Consider the following 14,034-nt stretch of genomic DNA (forward strand, 5'->3'; position numbering starts at 1 on the left):
GCCGCCCTATCGGGTCGCGCCGCCCGCCGGCGGCAGTCGTGAGAGGCGGAAGCTGTCGATGTCGATCCAGCCGGTGCTGCGGGCGGGCGCGTAGCAGAACAGCGCGAACTGCTCGCCCTGGAACGTACCTGTCTGCCATGCGAAGGCGAGCGGGAAGTCACCGCCGAGGCCCGTCCAACGAACACCGTCTGCGCTATAGGCGACCCGGCCCCGGCTCGTCGTGAAGTCCATGTCAGTGCGCAGCCACAGCGTATCGCCCGGCGGCAGGTCGGTGGTGGCACGCGTTTCGGTCTGCGCCCCCTCGACCCGGTCGGTCGACACCTCCATCGCGACCCGCGCGCGGCGGTTCGCGTCGCGCGTCACGGTCAGGTTCGCGCTGATCTGCCCCAGCGTGCCAAAGCCGCAGCGGTCGCCGGGTGCCAGACGAGCGATATCAAGCTTCACCTCGCCGCGGCTTGCAGGCCCCTGCCCCTTTTGCGTCAGCGTGTTGCGTGCGGTCCAGAACCGCTCCGCCACGGTCGGGCGCAACCGCAGCCAGCCGGGGCGTGCGGCAAGCGACCAACGTTCCGGTTCGGGATTATGGTTCCACTGCCATTGCAGCTCGAGCCGCCGCCCGCCGAAGTCGTCCGACGTCGCAGGCTCGGCAAAGCGATGGCCCGCGATCGGCTTGGCCGCCTGACGCGGCACGCGGCCCGGGGCGGCGGGGGTCCCCCAGATCGGCCAATCGTCGCGCCAGAAGACCGGGCTGATATTGGTCATCCGCCCGATCGCGCCGCTATCCTCCATCACGAACCCGAACCAGCGCCCGTCCGGCAGATCGACCAGCGCGCCCTGGTGCCCACCGGTCGTGTCGTCGATCTGGTCGCGGGTTTCCCACGGCCCGAACAGGCTGCGCGACCGCGATACGGACAGCGCAAGCCGCGGCGGCAGCGCGTTGAACAGATAATAATAGTCGCCACGCCGCAGCAGCTTGGACCCTTCGGCCCCCTTGATATAATGGATCTTGCGTGATGCCGTGACGTGCGCGAGCGCACGATCGAGCGTCAGCAGCGTGATCGTCCCGTCGGCGGTGCTCGCGGTGGCGAGATAGGCGCGGCCGTCGGGCTCGATGAACAGGCCGGGATCGAACGCCTGGCGATCGAGCTCATGGTAGCGCCACGGGCCGCGGACGTCCCTGGCATACCAGATCCGCGTATTCTGCCCGACCGGCGTATTGGCCAGATAATAGGTGCCCGCGTGATAGCGCAGGCTCGAGGCATAGAGCCCCTTGCGATAGGCATTGCCGCCGACCAGGTCATATTGCGGCCGACCCTCGAGACGCGCCACCAGATGCGACGTGATCGTCCAGTTCACCAGGTCGCGACTGTGCAGGATCGTGATGCCCGGCGTGTTCGCAAAGGTCGTCGACGCGAAATAATAGTCGCGACCGACGCGGATGATGTCGGGATCCGGATAGTCCGCATAGAGCACCGGGTTGCGGTAGCTGCCATCACCCTGATCCGACCGCCAGACCTGCGCCGAGGCCGCGGTCGCGAGGAGCAGGCCCGCGGTGATCGCCGATCCCGCCTTCATTTGCCGAACGCCAGCGCGCGCGCGAAGAACGGCATCATCTGGTCCTGCACACGTCCCGCGACGCCACTGGTATGATCGCCCGGATAGATCGCGAAGCCGTTGGCGATGCCGTAGCGATCGAGCGCCTCGTGAAACTTGACCGCGTCGTCCTTCAGGCCGTCGCGGTCGCCCACGTCGATCCCGATCGCGGCATAGCGGCGCAGGTCACTGGCATATTGGTCGAGCATGGCGAGCGGGGCGTTGGCGGCCCAGCGCGCGGTCACGTCGGGCTGGGGCCGGCCGTCCTTGACGGGCAGGTCGAGATAGAGCGGCGGGGCCTTGGGATTGGGCGACCAGGCGGCGGCCGTGGCGAGCTGCGCCCGCACGCCCCAGGGCAGCGACGCGCCGTCGGCGGGCGATTTCAACGCCCGGATCGTGGCCTCGACCGCTGCATCGGGGGTGCCCAGCGCGCGTGTCGACAGGCAGCAGGGGCTCATCATGTAGAGCGCGCCGAAAATATCGGCATGCTTCATCCCGATCCGTGCGGTGCCATAGCCACCCATCGAATGCCCCGCGAGGCCGCGACTGCGACGATCCGCGATCGTCCGGTAATGCGTGTCGACATAGGCCACCAGATCGTGCGCGACGAAGGCCTCGAAATCGCCCACCGTCACCGACCGCGAATAGAAGGATCCGTTGTGCACCGTCTTGCTGTCGGGCAGCACGACGATCATCTCGCGGACGCCCTTGGCGAACGCCCCCTCGATGGTCTGCGGCACATGGATCTCGCCGATCCATTGCTCCACGCCGATCGAATAGCCGTGCAGCGCATAGACCACGGGATAGCGCTTGCCGGGGCTGGTCCGGTAGCCGGGCGGGAGGATGACGATGACCGCGCGGTCGGGACTATTCCCCTCCAGATTGCCGGTGATGGCGGGGGAATGGACGGTGATGCGCTCGACCGTGACGGCCTTCGCCCCCGGCACGACCGCGGGCGCCGGGGTCTTCACCTGCGCGCCCGCACTCCCGATCGACGCCAGCCCCAGCGCCGCACCCAGCAGCCATGCTACACACCGATTCCGCATCGCATCCCCCATTCATCGTCACTGCCGAACACGTCATGCCCGGCCGGCCGGTCAGCGCAGATCGAGCACCAGCACCGACTTTGCCGGGACGGTCACGCTGAGCGTCCCGCCCGCAATCCGGGCATCGGCGAAGGGCTGCGGGGTCACCGCATCCGGCGAATCGAAGCTGTTATGCGCGTCCATCGTCGGACCGGTGACGATCCGGCCGCTCGCCTGGGTCGCCTGCAACCCCGTCATCGCGACCGAGACCGGCATCGCCCGATTGGGGTCGAGGTTGACCAGCGCGACATGCACCTGCCCTGCCGCGTCGCGCACCGCCGACGCGCTGACCGCGGGCACCGCCACCTCGTCCTTGTGATACCAGGGCGAAGTCAGCGTGATCGGCAACGACGTCGCGCCCTGCCACGGCTTGTACAGGTCGAACACCCAATAGGTCGGCGTCTTCACCATCCTGGCGCCGTCGGTCAGCAGCATCGCCTGCAGCACGTTCACCATCTGCGCGATCGCCGCCATCTTCACCCGGTCGGCATGGCGCGCGAAGATGTTGATGTTGAGCCCCGCGACGACCGCATCGCGCACCGAATTCTGCTGCTCGAGAAAGCCCGGATTGCTGCCCGGCGTCGGGTCATACCATGTCCCCCATTCGTCGACCGCAAGCATCACGCGCTTGGCCGGATCATATTTGTCCATGATCGCCGAATGCTTGGTGATGAACTCCTCCATCTGCAGCGTGTGCGCCATGGTGCTTGCCCATTCGCGCTCGGCAAAGCCCAGCGCCGGCCCCTTGTCGGCCCAGTTCTTGTCGCGCGGACGCGTGTAATAATGCAGCGCGAGTCCGTCGATATTCTTGCCGGCGATGCGCATCATCGCCTCGGTCCATTCATAGTTGGAATCGCTCGGGCCGCTCGCGATCTTGAGCATCGGGCCGTTGGCGGACTTGGCGAACTGGGCATAGCGGTTGGTCAGGTCGGCGGCATATTCGGCGCGCATGTTGCCGCCGCAGCCCCATAATTCGTTACCGATGCCGAGATACTGAATCTTCCACGGCGCGGCGTGGCCGTTGCGCTCGCGCTCCTTGGCCAGCACGGTGGTACCCTGCGGCGCGGTCATGTATTCGACCCATTGCGCGGTCTCGGCGGGCGGTGCGCTGCCGACATTGGCCGAGACATAGGTGCTGCCGCCCAGCCGGTCCATCAGCCCGAAATATTCGTGCGTGCCGAAACTGTTATCCTCGTTGACGCCGCCCCAGTTGGTATTGACCTTGGTCGGCCGCGCCTTGGTCGCACCGATCCCGTCACGCCAGTGATATTCGTCGGCGAAGCAGCCACCGGGCCAGCGCACCATCGGCACGTTGATCGCCTTCATCGCCGCGAGCACGTCGCGCCGATAGCCGCCGTCATTGGGGATCCGCGAGTTCTTGCCAACCCAGATGCCGCCATAGATGCCATGACCGAGATGCTCGGCGAACTGCCCGAACACGTCGCGGTGGATCTGCGGGCCGGGCTTGTCGGCCTGCAATGTCGCACTGGCCGTTTCCGCCGACAGGGTCTGCGCTGCGGCGGCGCCGGACAGCGCCGTGCCCGCAAGGATCAAAGGCGCGAGCAACGACGCGGCGGTGATGCGTCCCATGCGACGAGGGCGGATGGCGCACGACCGTGCGAGGCGAGGACTGATCCGGTTCATGCTCTCCCTTTCGGCCCCTTGGCGAGGCCCCGTCTTTTGAAGTTAATAGTAGGAGTAGTCGACTCTGCGCATCCGTCAACTCCGCTCGGCGACCGACGGCCTTGTCAGGGTCGCTTGAACGTCCACCGTCCCGCCGGGCTTGCCGGATCGAAGGCCGCGAGTGTCGGCGTGCTCGCACCGATCGCGACCAGCGCGAGATCGCGCCCGTCGCCGGGCACGACCTTCGGTTTGATCCGGTAACTGCCGTCGGTGAGCTGATCGATCTGCCATAGGGGCTCGGCGTCTGCGGTGGCGGCGGTGATCGTCTCAACCTCCCCGTTCGGGGTGGCGGCGAGCATGCGCGACGTGCCTGCGATCGCGATCCGGTAATAGGGGGCGCCGAAATAGCCCCCCGCCGCGGGCACCGGCGTGATCGTCCACAACTGATGCGGCCGCACCAGATAGTCCGCCAGATCTACCCGGATCCGCCCGCGTGGCCAGTCGGCAGAATCCTGAGCCAGCGTCTGGTCGGGGATCGGCCCGACCGGATCGGTCGCGGCGGCCATGAAACTGCGGCGGACGTCGAACGGAATGCGGACGATATCGGTCGCCAGACTCAAGGCATAGCCGCTGCGCTCGGAGGCGATCTCATAGGTGCCCGGCGCCACCGTCTCGCCCACGACTGGCCAGCCGTCGGTCCACCGCAGGGGTTCGATCGCAAGGACGCTCCGTCCGCTGCGATCCATATCGGCTTCATAATGCAGCGACAGCTTCTCGACCCCGCCGGCGAGCGCGATCCGTCCGAAATGCCCCGGTCCGATGCGGCGACCGCGCGCGCTGACGACCATCTTGCCGCCGCCCCGCAGCAGCGGGATCCCCATATGGTCGAGATAGGGGCCAAGCGGGCTGCGCGCCCGGCCGGCACGGATGTGATAGGTCGAATTGGGCCCGTCGCAGCACGTGCCGTGCGTCCCCAGCAGATAATAATAGCCGTCGCGATACAGCATCGCGGTGGCCTCCATGTCGATCGCCACGTCGACGGGGGCGTTGCCCGCCATGCGCAGTCCCGTCTTCGGGTCGAGTTCGATCATCCGGATCGGGCCGAAATACGTGCCGTAGGTCAGCCACAACCGCCCCTCGGCGTAGAGAAACGCGGGATCGATCGCATCCGCGGTCTCGACACCGTCGCTCGACGCGACGACGCCGATGTCGTGGAACTTGAAGCGCGGCGATGCCGGATCGAGCGACAGCGTCCACATCATCTTGACCTGGCTGGCATGGCCGCCCCCCATGCCCCCGCCGCCGACCGCATAGGCAACGTAATAGCGGTCGCCGATCTGGATGACGTCGGGCGCCACCCCGCCGCCCGGCCGCTCGGGTCCGCCATGCCAGGTCCAGCCGTCGTCGGATACCAGCCCGCCGCCGCGGGTGCCGAACGTGTAGTATTTCCCGTCCGACAGCGTGACGGTCGAGGGATCGTGGATGAAGGGTTCGCCCGCCAATTGCCCGGCGGCGGGCGCTGCGCCCATGATTCCCAGGCACACGGCGATAAGTCCGCACCGCATCCGGGTACCTCGCTGTTGCCGATCCGCGGTATCGCGACGGGGACTATCGAACATGGGTCGTCAGATCGGTGATCGGACGGCCGGCTTCGTCGACGAAGCGGACGCAGAAGCTGCTCAGCCCTGGGCCGTTGATCACCGCGCCGCGGATGACGTTGCTTCCCTTGCGCAGCGTCAGACGATCCGACAGCACATCGTCCATCACCATGCGACGGTCGTTGAACAGCCCGACCGCCTCGGTGCCGTTCAGCCACCAGATCGATGCCGCGTTCGAACCGACCGCCAGGCGGACGTCGCGCTGCTCGCGGGGGCTGTCGACGATCGTCACCGCCCAGAATATCACGCCATAGGTCGGCGCCCCCAGTGCCTTGGCGAAGTCGAACAGCTTGACGTCGAACCCTTTCGAATCAAGCGCATGCCAGCGCAGTGGCCCGGCGGCCTCTTCGATCTGCCCGTCCCTCGGGATTGCGGCCGGCGACCCCGGCTGGGATGCGGTCAGGGCCTGCCGGACATAGGTGGCGGTAAAGCCGGTGTTCGTGCGATTGGGTTTGGCGATCGGTTCGAGCAACAACCAGCGGCGCAGAAAGCCGTCGCGGTCGGGCGTCGTCGTCGCCTCCGACACCGCCGTGAAATAGGGCGCCAGCGCGGGCGGTATCGGTCTGGCCGCAGTCTGGGGATCCGCCACGGCGGTGATTGCGTTCGAACCCGGCGTCGCCAAAGGCTCCGCCGCCGTGCCGGGCGACAGGCCTGCCAGCAACGGCACGCATGCCCAGTGCACAAGCGATCCCCGCGATGCGCGACTTCGATCGGTGATGAGCCCCGTCATCTCTCTCCCTCCGCCACGGCATCGGGTCGATCCACCGGCGCCTTCGCCCGATGCCTGCCCTGCTCGTAAGGCGGGAACGTAAGTCGATACCGCTATCATGTCCAGCCGCGTATCGGTTGGCTTTCCAAGGCCTGATGACATGGTAGCGCCGTCGAAAGTTAGCGCTATAGTCTGAGTAAGATTGACCGATCAGCAATCGGCGATACCGGGACTTGGGAGAGGGTATATGACGGGAACGGCTTGGTTTTGCCTGCTGGGGACACTGGTTTCGACCGCGACGCCCGGCGTGGCGCGCGCGCTGCCGCGCGATGCCGCAGCCCCGCAGGATGCCACCGCACGACCACGCATCGCGCCTGCCCACACAGGTCGGGCCGCGCGCCCGGACGCGGTTGCACCGACGCTTGGCGAGGCGGGCTATTACGAGGCACCGGCCGTCAACGTGCTGGTCTTCTCGAACTGGTATGACGGGCTGTTCGCCGATTCGAAGATCAGCGGCGTCGAGATCATCCAGCAGGGCGAACGGATCGCGACCAATGGCGACGTGCGCCTGTCCGCCACGCCGGGGCAATGGGATGCGACCGCGCGATTCGTCGACCGGCAGGTCGATCGCGCGGCCGGCACCGTCACCGTCACGCTCGAATATCCCGACTATAACTGGCGATACCGGATCCGCTCCTCGACCAAGGGCGCGGCCGTCGCGCTGGCGGTGATCCTCGACGCGCCCGTTCCCGCGGCGCTTGCGGGCAAGGCGGGATTCAACCTCGAATTCCTCCCCGCCGCCTATTTTCACCACGGCTATATCGCGGACGATCGCAGCGGCGTCTTCCCGCTGCACCCCGCCGACACGATGACCGCGACGCCACAGCGCAATGCGGCGAGCGGTCGCGCCGAGGGGCCGGGCGCAGAGCCGAACGCCATTGCGCAGGGCACCCGCTTAGTCCTCGCGCCCGAGGATCCCGCCCGCCGCGTGACGATCCGCTCGAGCGCGCCGGTGCAGCTGTTCGACGGTCGTAATCAGGCGCAGAATGGCTGGTTCGTGCTCCGCTCGCTCCTCCCCGCCGGGCGGATCGGGACCGTGCTCGAATGGGAGGTTCAGCCGAACAGCGTCCCGGGCTGGCTGCGCGCGCCCGTGATCGCGCATTCGCAGCTCGGCTATGCCCCCGGCGCACGCAAGGTCGCGACGATCGAGCTCGATCGCAACGATCGCACGACGGCACCGGCGCGCCTGCTGCGGGTCGGCGCCGATGGCAGCACGACCACGGTCAAGACCGCACCGGCGACCCGCTGGGGCGACTATCTGCGCTACAGCTATCGCCAGCTGGATTTCAGCGACGTCCGCCAGCCCGGCCTCTATATGCTCAAATATGGCGCGACGCGCACCGCGCCGTTCCGCATCGCCGACGACGTCTATGCCGGCGCATGGCATCCGACGCTCGACGTCTACTTCCCCGTCGCGATGGATCACATGTACGTGAACGAGGGCTATCGCGTGTGGCATGGCGACGCGCATCGTGACGATGCACGCCAGGCGCCGCTGAACCACGAGCATATCGACCTCTACGCGCAGGGGCCGACCACCGACACGAAGTACAAGCCGGGGGAGCATATCCCCGGTCTTGCGGTCGGGGGCTGGTTCGACGCGGGCGATTTCGACATCCGTACCCAGTCGCAATATCAGGTCGTCCGGTCGCTGGTCGACACCTGGGAGCAATGGCGCCCGACGCGCGACACGACCGCGGTCGACTGGACCCGTCGCCGGACCGAAATTCACGTCCCCGACGGCACGCCCGATCTGCTCCAGCAGATCCGCCACGGCACGCTCCAGCTCGTTGCCCAGTTCGATGCGGTCGGTCATGCCATCCACGGCATCGTCGAGCCCGACGTCGCGCAATATACGCATCTCGGCGACGCATCGACCAAGACCGACGGGCTGATCCACGATCCGGCGCTGAAGCTCGGCGAGGAACGCGGTGGCCGCAGCGGCACCCCCGATGATCGCTGGGCCTTCACGACCAAGGCCTCGGCACTCAATTATGGTTCGATCGCCGCGCTTGCCGCCGCATCGCGCTCACTTGGCGAGGCCGATCCGGCATTGGCAAAGACGGCGCTGGGAATCGCGACGCGCATCTGGGCAGAGGAGCAGACGCATGCCCCCGACCTGTACCAGCATGGCAACACCACCGGTGGCCCGCTCGACTCGGAGCGGTTCGCCGCCGCTGTCGAGTTGCTGCGCACGACCCGCGACCCGCGCTATGCCACCGCGGTCCAGACGCTATGGCCGGCGATGGAACGGCGCTTCGCGTTCAACCTGCGCGATGCCGTCGCCGCGATCCCGCTCATGCCCCAAAGCTATCGCGAGGGCATGATCCCCGCGGTCCGCGCCTATGCGGCCGCGACGGTCAAGGCGGCCGCGGCAAACCCGTTCGGCGTGCCGATCACCACGGGCGGCTGGGCCGGAAGCGGCACGGTGATCGCCGGTGCGCTGAACGCCTATGCGCTGCACAAGGCGTTTCCGGACATCATGCCCGCCGATCCGGTGTTCCGCGGTGCGGAGTTCCTGCTGGGGCATCACCCCGGTTCGGACATCTCGTTCGTGTCGGGGGTCGGCACCGTGTCGAAGGAGGTCGCTTACGGCAACAACCGCGCCGACTTCTCGTTCATCGCCGGCGGCGTGGTGCCGGGCGTCCTGATCGTGAAGCCCGATTTCCCCGAGAATCACGAGGACTGGCCGTTCTTCTGGGGCGAGAATGAATATGTCATCCCCGAGGGCGCGATGTGGATAGAACTGGCGCACGCAATGCAGGATCTCGCGGGCAAGCCCCCGGCGAAGTGACGCGCAGCGGGTGCCGCGCCTAGCGCCGCACCCGCGTGACGTGACCCATCTTGCGGCCGGGCCGCGCCGTCCCCTTGCCGTAGAGGTGGAGATGCGCGCCCGGTTCGGCGAGCAGATCCTGCCAGCGATCCACGTCGCTGCCGATCAGATTCTCCATCGTCGCCTCGCGCCCGGTCAGCGTCGGTGCGCCGAGCGGCAGGCCGCAGATCGCGCGAATATGGTTCTCGAACTGCGAGCATTCGGCGCCCTCGATCGTCCAGTGCCCCGAATTATGCACCCGCGGCGCCATCTCGTTGAACACCGGCCCGTCCGCGCCGACGAAGAATTCGCAGGCCAGCACGCCGACATAGTCGAGCTCGGTTGCAATCCGCTCGGCGAGTGCCGCCGCCTCGTCCGCCTGCGCCAGCACCGCGGCGGGCGCGGGCACCGTGGAGTGCCGCAGGATCGCATCGCGGTGGAGGTTGAGCGGCGGCGCGTAGCGGACGATGCTGCCATCCAGCCCGCGCGCGATCAGGATCGAGAATTCATGCTCGAACGGCACGAACGCCTCGAGCACCGCGGGGCCGCCGATTGCATCCCAAGCGTCCTGTGCACCCTCGGGCGCATCGATCTTCACCTGCCCCTTGCCGTCATAGCCGAACCGCGCGGTCTTGAGCACCGCAGGCGTCCCGACCCGCGCCAGTCCCTCGCGCAGGCTGGCAAGGCTGTCGACCGCCGCCCATTTCGCGGGCCGGCCACCGACGCTCTCGACGAAGCGCTTCTCGCCGATCCGCTCCTGCGCCACCCGCAAGGCGCGCGGGCTCGGATGCACGGGCACACGGTCGGCGAGCCATTCGACCGGCTCGACCGCGATGTTCTCGAATTCGTAGGTCACCACGTCGCAGGCGTCGGCGAAATCGGCGAGCACGATGCGGTTGTGATAATCGGCGCGCGTCATCGTCGAGGCGGACTGCGCGGCGACGCTTTCCTGGTCGGGGGCGAGCACATGCGTGTGATAGCCGAGCTGCGCTGCGGCGGTCGCGAGCATCCGGCCGAGCTGACCTCCGCCAAGGATGCCGATGGTCGATCCGGGGGGAAGCGGCGTCATGTCGGCGTCTTTCAGGCTGGGTCGGTGGCGACGGAGTCGGTCTGCGCGGCGCGCCAGGCTTTCAGCCGCTCGGCCAACGCGTCGTCGGCGGTCGCGAGGATCGCCGCGGCGAGCAGCCCCGCGTTGATCGCACCCGGCTTGCCGATCGCCAGCGTGCCGACCGGGATGCCACCGGGCATCTGGACGATCGACAGCAGGCTATCCATGCCCTTCAGCGCCTTGGATTCGACCGGCACGCCGAGCACCGGCAGGTGCGTCATCGAGGCCGCCATGCCGGGCAGATGCGCCGCGCCGCCCGCGCCCGCGATCACGACCTTCAGGCCCCGATCGGCGGCGGTGGTCGCATAGTCGTAAAGCCGCTGCGGCGTACGATGCGCGGACACGACCCTGGTCTCGTACGCGACACCGAGCGCATCGAGCGTCTCGGCAGTGTGGCGCATCGTCTCCCAGTCGGAGGTGCTGCCCATGATGATGCCGACTAGAGCCAATTTCGCCCCCCGCTTCAGGAAGCGCCGTGCCTAGCGACGCGGGGGGACGAGGGCAACGCTGTTGGTGGCATCGTACGGATCGACCGGCAAACGCGATTGCCACCATTTCCGACCGCACCTCCCCGGCGGAGGCCGGGGTCCAGTTGGGGGATGCCGTCAACGAAGCACGTCGCCCCGTTACTGCGACCTTTCCAACTGGGCCCCGGCCTTCGCCGGGGTGGCGCATCTCGCCGGCGTGGGTCATTCGAGAAGAAGGGCTTACCGCTCGCTCAGATAATAACGATCGGTCGCGTTCAGGTCCGCGTCCAGTTCGTACACGATCGGCTGACCCGTCGGGATCTCGAGGCTCGTGATCTCGTCGTCCGGGATGTTGGACAGGTGCTTGACCAGCGCGCGCAGCGAATTGCCGTGTGCCGAGATCAGCACGCGCTGCCCGTCCTTGAGCGCAGGCGCGATCCGCGCGTCCCAATAGGGCAGCACGCGATCGATCGTGTCCTTCAGGCTCTCGGCCTTCGGAATGGTGATACCGTCGTAACGCCGATCCTTCGACAGGTCGAACTCACTGCCATCCTCGAGCGGGGGCGGCGGCACGTCGAAGCTGCGGCGCCAGATATGGACCTGCGCGTCGCCGTGCTTGGCGGCGGTCTCGGCCTTGTCGAGCCCGGTGAGCCCGCCATAATGCCGCTCGTTCAGCCGCCAGTCCTTCTCAACCGGCAGCCAGAGCCGCCCCATCGCCTCGAGCGCGATGTTCAGCGTCTTGATCGCGCGCGTCTGCAGGCTGACGAAGGTCTGGTCGAAATCGAGCCCCTTGGCCGCCATCAGCTCGCCTGCCGCCTTGGCCTCGCCCTCGCCCTTGGCGGTCATGTCGACATCCCACCAGCCGGTGAAACGGTTTTCGAGGTTCCAGCTGGACTGGCCGTGGCGGATCAGGACGAGTTTGGGCATGCGGGCTCCTGCAATGGCGAAGGACGAAATGGAAATGCGGCGATTGCCCCCTAACCGTCATCCTGACGAAAGTCAGGCTGACGGTTAGGGATCAGATCGTGTCGATTACATCCGCGAGCGTCTCGAGCATGGCATGCGCAAGCTGCTTCGACCGTTCCGGCGACCAGCCATATTCGGCATCGGGATTCGCGTCGTGATCCTTGAACGGCATCTCGAGCGTCATCGACACCGCGCCGAAGCGCTCGGCAAGCTGGTTGGTCGACATCGACAGGTTGGCGGTGCCGGGCGCGGATTTGGGATAGCCCTTCTCGGTCTGGAAGTCGGGCGTGTGCGCCGCGAGCCGGCGGCCATAATCGTAAAATTTCTCGCCATGTGCATCGGTCCAGGACGGGATGCCCTCATAGCCCGCGATGAAGTTCGCCGGGATCGCCTCGTCGCCATGAATGTCCATCGCGACGTCGACGCCGGTCACGTCCATCGCGTTGCGGACGCACAAGACTTCGGGGCTCTTTTCCGCGCTCGGCGTCGCCCATTCGCGGTTTAGGTTCACGCCGGCCGCATTGGTGCGCAGATGCCCGCGGTATGTGCCGTCGGGGTTCATGTTCGGCACGACGTGGAACGTCGCCTTTTCCAGCAGCGTCGCGGTCACCGGGTCGGCCGAATCGGTCAGCCGCTCCAGCGCGCCTTCCATCCACCATTCGGTCATCGATTCGCCGGGATGCTGGCGGCCATAGATCCAGACCTGCTTGGGCCCGGTGCCGATCGTGAAGGCATCGATCGCCTGCCCGTCGAGCGACTGGCCAAGCTCGCGGTGCGTGACGCCCGGCAGCAGGGCGGTCCGCGCGACCAGCGCCGCATGCATCTCCATCGTGTACGGCGCGAAATAGGCGAACCAGGCGAGGTCCGTCCCGGCGGTGAAATCGAATTCGAGCACGCCATCGGCGTAGCGCGTTTCGATCATCCGCCACGCCTGCCGATCGGTGCTCGCGCGCGCCTTGTAGCCGGGCCAGCCGAACGGATAGGCCGAACGACCGGCATTGAGGATCCGGTAAGTCAGCGTGCGGCCCGCCGCCCCCGCCACGCGGAAGTAGAACCACTGGAAATAGTCGGAGTCGCGGTCGTTGACGATTTCCAGGTCGATCCGGTCGCCATCGACCCGCACGAGGCGGATATTGCCGCCATCGAAGGCGGCGTTGATGGCGAGAGGCGTGGCGGCGGCGGCGGTCATCGGGCGATCGTTCATTTCACCTGGATAGTGCGACCGGACTCGCCGGGGAACCCCGCGAACAGCGCGCTGGCGAGCTTTTCGGCCTGGATCTGGCTCGTTGCATCGGGCTTCCTCGCGTCAGCGAAGGTCTGCGCCCGCCCCTCCCAGACCGGCGACTGGTCGAGCGACCGCTTGATCGTCACCGCCATCTCGGTGACCAGGATCGCGTCGCGGCCGCCCCCGCCAATCGGGAAGCCGACCCCGCCGCCGAGCCCCACACCGCCGCCGCCCCGGCCGCCGCTGAAGCCACCGCCGCCAATCCCGACGCTGAACGGCGACCGCTTGGGCGGCCCCGCCTGCGTGGTACGCGTGAAGGCGACGGTCGCGACCAGCAGCGGCTTCGTCCCCGGCGCGGGCGGGTTGTACCCGACCTTGATCAGCTGGCCCTGCACGGCGGCGGCATAGCTCTTGAACTCGAGGCTCGCAGGCGCGCCCGCGGTCAGCGGCTGGACCGCGATCGTGCCGCGGTCGAGCGGCTCGCCGAGGTGATAGCGCAAGACCTCGGTCGGCGGCAGCGACGGACCGGTCGCGCAGGCCGTGAGGGATGCGCCCGCCAGCGCGAGAACCATGATCGAACGAACCGCCATCGGGACTTCCTTAGAATGTTGCGCTACAGTAACGCTTGGACCAGCCGGGAGGGTTCCCGGCCGGAACGAGTGCGTCTGTTGCTTGACTTGGACACACCCCGCCATTAGGCGATCCCGTCTTTCCGCACACCTAGATTTGAA

General features: G+C 67.4%; 11 protein-coding genes. 1 reads left to right on the forward strand and 10 read right to left on the reverse strand.

What is annotated here, in order from left to right:
• Positions 1 to 6: 6 nt before the first annotated feature.
• The 5 genes from FHY04_RS13200 to FHY04_RS13220 form a co-directional block, all read right to left on the reverse strand.
• Positions 7 to 1,572 (reverse strand): glycoside hydrolase 43 family protein, encoded by a 1,566-nt coding sequence (locus FHY04_RS13200; protein WP_183936775.1) that lies wholly within the window; start codon positions 1,570 to 1,572, stop codon positions 7 to 9.
• On the reverse strand, positions 1,569 to 2,636 hold the full coding sequence (locus tag FHY04_RS13205) for an alpha/beta hydrolase family protein (protein ID WP_260171516.1): 1,068 nt from the start codon (positions 2,634 to 2,636) through the stop codon (positions 1,569 to 1,571). Before FHY04_RS13205 ends, FHY04_RS13200 begins: the two co-directional genes overlap by 4 nt.
• A gap of 51 nt (positions 2,637 to 2,687) precedes the next feature.
• On the reverse strand, positions 2,688 to 4,265 hold the full coding sequence (locus FHY04_RS13210; protein ID WP_183936777.1) for an alpha-N-arabinofuranosidase: 1,578 nt from the start codon (positions 4,263 to 4,265) through the stop codon (positions 2,688 to 2,690).
• A 158-nt stretch (positions 4,266 to 4,423) separates the two neighbouring features.
• A complete protein-coding gene (locus FHY04_RS13215) occupies positions 4,424 to 5,827 on the reverse strand; it encodes a family 43 glycosylhydrolase (protein WP_260171517.1) in 1,404 nt (467 codons plus the stop codon).
• Between the two features lie 79 nt (positions 5,828 to 5,906).
• Positions 5,907 to 6,638, reverse strand: coding sequence for an acetylxylan esterase (locus FHY04_RS13220; protein ID WP_311724823.1), 732 nt, complete (start codon positions 6,636 to 6,638; stop codon positions 5,907 to 5,909).
• A gap of 274 nt (positions 6,639 to 6,912) precedes the next feature.
• Between FHY04_RS13220 and FHY04_RS13225 the strand changes: the two genes are divergently transcribed.
• Entirely contained in the window at positions 6,913 to 9,519 is a 2,607-nt protein-coding gene (locus FHY04_RS13225) for a glycoside hydrolase family 9 protein (RefSeq protein ID WP_183936779.1), read from the forward strand.
• Positions 9,520 to 9,538: 19 nt separating this feature from the next.
• On the opposite strand, the gene FHY04_RS13230 is transcribed toward FHY04_RS13225, so the two are convergent.
• From FHY04_RS13230 to FHY04_RS13250, 5 genes are all read right to left on the reverse strand, one after another.
• Complete coding sequence (locus FHY04_RS13230) at positions 9,539 to 10,606, reverse strand: 5-(carboxyamino)imidazole ribonucleotide synthase (protein ID WP_183936780.1); 1,068 nt, start codon at positions 10,604 to 10,606, stop codon at positions 9,539 to 9,541.
• A gap of 11 nt (positions 10,607 to 10,617) precedes the next feature.
• The gene (gene purE / locus FHY04_RS13235) at positions 10,618 to 11,073 is read right to left on the reverse strand and encodes a 5-(carboxyamino)imidazole ribonucleotide mutase (protein WP_056408927.1); all 456 of its coding nucleotides are present in this window, start codon (positions 11,071 to 11,073) and stop codon (positions 10,618 to 10,620) included.
• A 279-nt stretch (positions 11,074 to 11,352) separates the two neighbouring features.
• A complete protein-coding gene (gpmA, locus tag FHY04_RS13240) occupies positions 11,353 to 12,039 on the reverse strand; it encodes a 2,3-diphosphoglycerate-dependent phosphoglycerate mutase (protein ID WP_183936781.1) in 687 nt (228 codons plus the stop codon).
• A gap of 91 nt (positions 12,040 to 12,130) precedes the next feature.
• Positions 12,131 to 13,282: a M14-type cytosolic carboxypeptidase gene (locus tag FHY04_RS13245; RefSeq protein WP_260171518.1), complete on the reverse strand. Its 1,152-nt coding sequence runs from the start codon at positions 13,280 to 13,282 to the stop codon at positions 12,131 to 12,133.
• The gene (locus FHY04_RS13250) at positions 13,279 to 13,893 is read right to left on the reverse strand and encodes a hypothetical protein (RefSeq protein ID WP_107931619.1); all 615 of its coding nucleotides are present in this window, start codon (positions 13,891 to 13,893) and stop codon (positions 13,279 to 13,281) included. The genes FHY04_RS13245 and FHY04_RS13250 overlap by 4 nt, the downstream gene beginning before the upstream one ends.
• Positions 13,894 to 14,034 lie beyond the last annotated feature (141 nt).

It is taken from the genome of Sphingomonas sp. BK481, from assembly GCF_014194875.1.
GTDB classification, from domain to species: Bacteria; Pseudomonadota; Alphaproteobacteria; order Sphingomonadales; family Sphingomonadaceae; genus Sphingomonas; species Sphingomonas aerolata.